This is a genomic window from Halomonas sp. 707B3 (assembly GCF_024158645.1).
In the GTDB taxonomy this organism is placed as follows: domain Bacteria; phylum Pseudomonadota; class Gammaproteobacteria; order Pseudomonadales; family Halomonadaceae; genus Vreelandella; species Vreelandella lionensis.
This window is the reverse complement of the sequence record NZ_JAMZBE010000212.1, coordinates 1-4,535: the sequence shown is the minus strand read 5'-3', so window position 1 is coordinate 4,535 and position 4,535 is coordinate 1. Positions and strand designations below refer to the sequence as shown.

Sequence of the window (4,535 nt, the reverse complement as noted above, 5' to 3'; positions counted from 1 at the left end):
TCTACCAACTCAGCGGCAATATGCCCCGCCACTGGCATGTCGGCATGCTGGTTTCTGATAGCGAAAACGGTGCTGAATTTGAGGCTATTGTGCGCGAGCTTTCGCCCTCCTCTGCCCGGCTTCAGCTGCTCACCAACTACCGTCACCATGCTGGTGTGTGGGGCGTCCACGCTCACGATAGCCGCCAGAACTTTACCCTCAACCTGTTGATGGACCCCGAGATTGACCTTGTCACCATTGCCGGTAACGCGGGCACCGGCAAAACGTTTATGACCCTGGCGGCGGCCTTCCAGCAAACCCTGGATGCCAAGCGCTTTGAGCGTATCGTCTTCACCCGCGCGCCCATCCCTATGGGGGAGGATATTGGTTTCTTACCAGGTACCGAAGAGGAGAAGATGTCGCCGTGGATGGGGGCATTCCACGACAACATGGATAACCTGCTGCGTAACGAAGAAGGAGAATCAAGCTGGGATAACGGTGCCACGCGGCAATTGATTGGCTCACGTGTGCAAATACGCTCACCGAGTTTTATGCGCGGGCGCACGCTAAACGACACTTTTTTGATTATCGACGAGGCGCAAAACTTCACCCCTAAACAGCTAAAATCGCTGGTCACCCGTGCCGGGCGCAATACCAAGATTGTCTGCTTGGGCAACGTCGGGCAGATCGACACACCCTACCTCACCGCCAACACCTGCGGCATGGCCGCCGTAGTAGAACGGTTTCGAGATTGGCCCCATGCTGGGCATATCACCTTGAAAAGCGTTGAACGCTCACGTTTGGCGCTGGCCGCCGAGGAACTGCTTTAACAGTACCCAGCGAAACACCCACGGCTTTAACTTTCACCGCCCAGCACTGCTGGGCGGTGGCACGTTGGACCCACTCAATCACAGGGGCGTTGTTGGCTTTCGGATTTATCGCTATTCCAAGGGTTTTCAACGCCAATGGTATCGGCAGCAAACGCTTGTCGCTCTCCTAAGGGGCGTACCTCACCGATGGTGGTGTCATGACAGGTTTGGCGCTCCATCTCGCTGTTAAGCTCAGCCCCAAACAGCACCACAAACGCCGAGAGCCAAAACCACAGCATCAACGCCACCACCGCGCCTAGCGAGCCGTACAGCTCGCTAAAGGTCGAAAAGTAGCGTACGTAGAGCGAAAGACCACCGGAGCCCAGCAGCCACATTAATGTCGCCAACAGCGTGCCGTAACTCAGCCAGCGCCACTGCGGTGAGCGCCGATAGGGAGCAAAGCGATAGAGCAGCGCAATCAGCAGGCTCATCAACACCAACAGCGCAGGCCAGCGTAGCCACTGCAGCACTCGATCCAGCGGCGGATCAATCATTAGCCTATCCACCACCACCGGCACAACGGCAATAAAACCAAGGGAAACAAGCGTCATCACAATGAGACCAAAGGTCAGCGAGACCAGCACCAGCGCTCTATACAGCAGCGAACGCTTCTCCTGCTCGCCGTAAACGGCGTTTAAGCCAATCACCAACACCGACACCCCTTTCGAGGCGATAAACATGGCAATCAACAACCCTGCCAAGGCGGTCATCACATTGCCAGACTCAGTGCTCTCCACCACCTCTTGCGCCTGCTGATCAATCAGGTTGGCAGCATCAGGGGGCATAAAGCGACTAATCGTATAGAGCTGCCGCCCGGCCTCCACTGGATCAAACAGCAGCCCCCACACCGAAATCACCGCCGCAATGGTTGGAAACAGCGCCAGCAGTGCATAGAAAGCGACGCCAGCTGCAAACATAGTGATTCTATCCCGGCGGGCCGCGCGCACCACTCGCCATGCAATATCATGCCAGCCCCGCTGAGGGATATCGCTGGGCACATCGGCAGCACGGCCTCGGCGATGGCTATCCATTTAGCCTAACCGCTCGCCCAGCCACTTGCCGATATCGTTGACCTGCTGTGGGCATAGCGCATGGGCCATCGGGTACTGGCGATAGTTGACGTTGTAACCCATGGCTTTTAAACGCTCAACGCCGCTACGGCCCAAGGTTTCAGGCACGATGGGGTCGAAGTTACCGTGATGAACTTCAATCGGCACCTGACGGTTAGCCTCGGCAGGCTCGATGCTATCGGCAGTAGCAAAGTAGGTCGACATCGCCAGCAGCCCGCCTAGCGGCTGCGGGAACGAGAGCGCAGCCTGATACGCCACCGCGCCGCCTTGGGAGAAGCCCGCCACGATGATCCGCTGGCTATCGATACCCTGATCGATCTGCTCTTGAATCAGCGCCTGAATACGCTCGGCGGATTTTTTCAGCTGAACTTCATCAACCCGGCGGCCCAAATCCATCGCCAGAATGTCGTACCAGGCGGGCATTACCATGCCGCCGTTAATGGTGACCGGCAGGCGCGGAGCATGGGGCATAATAAAACGCACATGCGCGTTTTCCGGCAGTGCCAGGGCTGGCACTAGGGGTTCAAAATCATGCCCATCGGCACCTAGGCCATGAATAATAAACACACACGCATCGGCGGGTTGACCATTTTTTGGCTCAATAATCAGTTCGCCTGGGGCTGTCATGGGTTATTTCCTTACTGATATTAAAAGCGTCACCCTAGCGTAAAGCAGCGCGGGGAGCGAGACATTAACCGCTTAAAACGGCCACACCAATGGAATCAGCGTGACCGCAATCACACCGGTCAGTACGTTTAAACCACCACCAACACGTAAAAAATCACTGACTCGATAGCCACCAGGACCATGCACCATCAAGTTGGTTTGGTAGCCGATCGGGGTCAGAAAACTGGCCGAGGCGGCAAACATCACGGCCACCACAAATGGCATGGGGCTCACCCCAAGGCTCTCTGCGGCAGCCATGACCACCGGAAAAATAATCACCGCCGCGGCGTTGTTGGTCACTAGCTCCGTGAGTAGCGCCACCACGCAGTAGGTACCCATCAGCAGCAACCACGGGCTGCCCGCCACCCACGACAGCACGCTGCCTGCCATGGCATCCGCTGCACCTGACGACTGTAACGCTGCCCCCACCCCAAACGAGGCGGCAATGGTTAATAACACCTGAGTATCTAAGCCCCGCTTAGCCGCGCCCACTGTGCAGCAGCCGGTCAGCAGTGCCATCGCCGCCCCCAGCATGGCGGCATTGAGCATGCTCAGAACACCAAACGCAGCCAGCAGCACCGCGCCTAGCAAAATCCCCCAGGCCAGCGGAGCCTTCTCGTGGATGGGCCGCGCCGAGCCGTTTAGCTCGCTGATCAGCAAAAAGTCTTTCGACTGCCGATGGCGCTCGATAAACGGCGGGCGCGCCTCTAACAGCAATACATCGGCAGGCTGCAAGCGCACTTGGCCGAGGTTCCCCGTCACGCGCTCGCCGCCGCGGCAAATCGCCAGCACGGCGGCGCCGTATAGCGTTCTAAATCGACCATCACGAATCCGCTGGCCAATAAACTGGCATTGATTGGAGACCACCGCCTCGACCAAACGGCGCTCTTTGAACTCTTTTTCTAGGCTAGAAGCGCCATCCCGAGAAGGGATCAGCCCACGAATCTGCTGAAGCTCCACAGCGGCATCCGAGGTGCCCACGAACACCAAACGATCCCCACCTTTGAGCTGCTCCCCTGGCCCAACTACGCTGACCACGTTACCGACGCGCTCGATCTCGACAAGGAACAGCTCCTGCAAGTGGCGCAGCCCCGCCTCTTCGACCGTGCGGTCGACCAGTACCCCTGCCGGGTCTACTTCCATTTCAATAGTGAACTCGCGAGGATTGGCAAAGGCTTTAGCCGTGCCGCCACGGGCGGGTAATAAACGTGGGGCAAGGAAAATAAGATAAGCCAAGCCCGCTACCGCGACCGGAATGCCTACCCACGCCAAGTCGAAAAGCCCCATGGCCAAATCAGGGTAGCGCTCGATCAGTAGCCCATGCACTACCAAGTTAGTGCTGGTACCAAATAGCGTGATAGTACCGCCTAAAATAGAGGCAAAGCTCAGCGGCATGAGCAAGCGCTGTGGGGAAAGCCGCACACGGCGGCTCCAGCTCATGACGGCGGGAATATACGTCGCCACCACCGGGGTGTTATTGAGAAAACCGCTGAGCGATGCCACAGGTAACAATAGACGTGTTAGCGCGCCGCGCTCGCTGGTTGGCCGCCCCAGAACGTAGCGAATAATAAGATCGATACCGCCCGTTTCACGAATACTGGCCACCAGCACGTACATAAACGCCACAGTAAACAGGCCACTATTAGAGAATCCACCCAACGCCTGCTGTGGGTCAATCACGCCAAGCGTCATCAGCACCACCACCGCGCCCATTAAAATGATATCTGGCCCTAGGCGTGACAACGCCATCAACGGGAAGATAGTCAGCACGACTCCTACTGCAATCCAAGCATCCAGCGACATAACCCCACATCCTTTCTCAAGCCCACTCAACTGACATAACCGAACAATATGAAGGGCATTGTGCCGCCCAGCAGATATTCTAAAAAGTTATTTTTAGAAACACAGTAAGAACAAAATAGAATATAGGCGTGGGGCGTGGGGCGTGGGG

Annotated in this window: 4 protein-coding genes; 1 reads left to right on the top strand and 3 read right to left on the bottom strand. The window is 57.1% G+C overall.

Features of this window, described 5'->3' with window-relative positions:
- On the top strand, positions 1-809 hold an 809-nt coding region (locus tag BIS10_RS17535; RefSeq protein ID WP_253507239.1), incomplete at its 5' end, for a PhoH family protein.
- A gap of 74 nt (positions 810-883) precedes the next feature.
- Here BIS10_RS17535 and BIS10_RS17530 read toward each other — a convergent pair.
- From BIS10_RS17530 to BIS10_RS17520, 3 genes are all read right to left on the bottom strand, one after another.
- Positions 884-1,879 (bottom strand): YihY/virulence factor BrkB family protein, encoded by a 996-nt coding sequence (locus tag BIS10_RS17530; RefSeq protein WP_253507236.1) that lies wholly within the window; start codon positions 1,877-1,879, stop codon positions 884-886.
- On the bottom strand, positions 1,880-2,545 hold the full coding sequence (locus BIS10_RS17525) for an alpha/beta hydrolase (protein ID WP_253507233.1): 666 nt from the start codon (positions 2,543-2,545) through the stop codon (positions 1,880-1,882). It abuts the gene before it with no gap.
- Positions 2,546-2,617: 72 nt separating this feature from the next.
- The gene (locus BIS10_RS17520; protein WP_253507230.1) at positions 2,618-4,387 is read right to left on the bottom strand and encodes an SLC13 family permease; all 1,770 of its coding nucleotides are present in this window, start codon (positions 4,385-4,387) and stop codon (positions 2,618-2,620) included.
- Between the last annotated feature and the right edge of the window lie 148 nt (positions 4,388-4,535).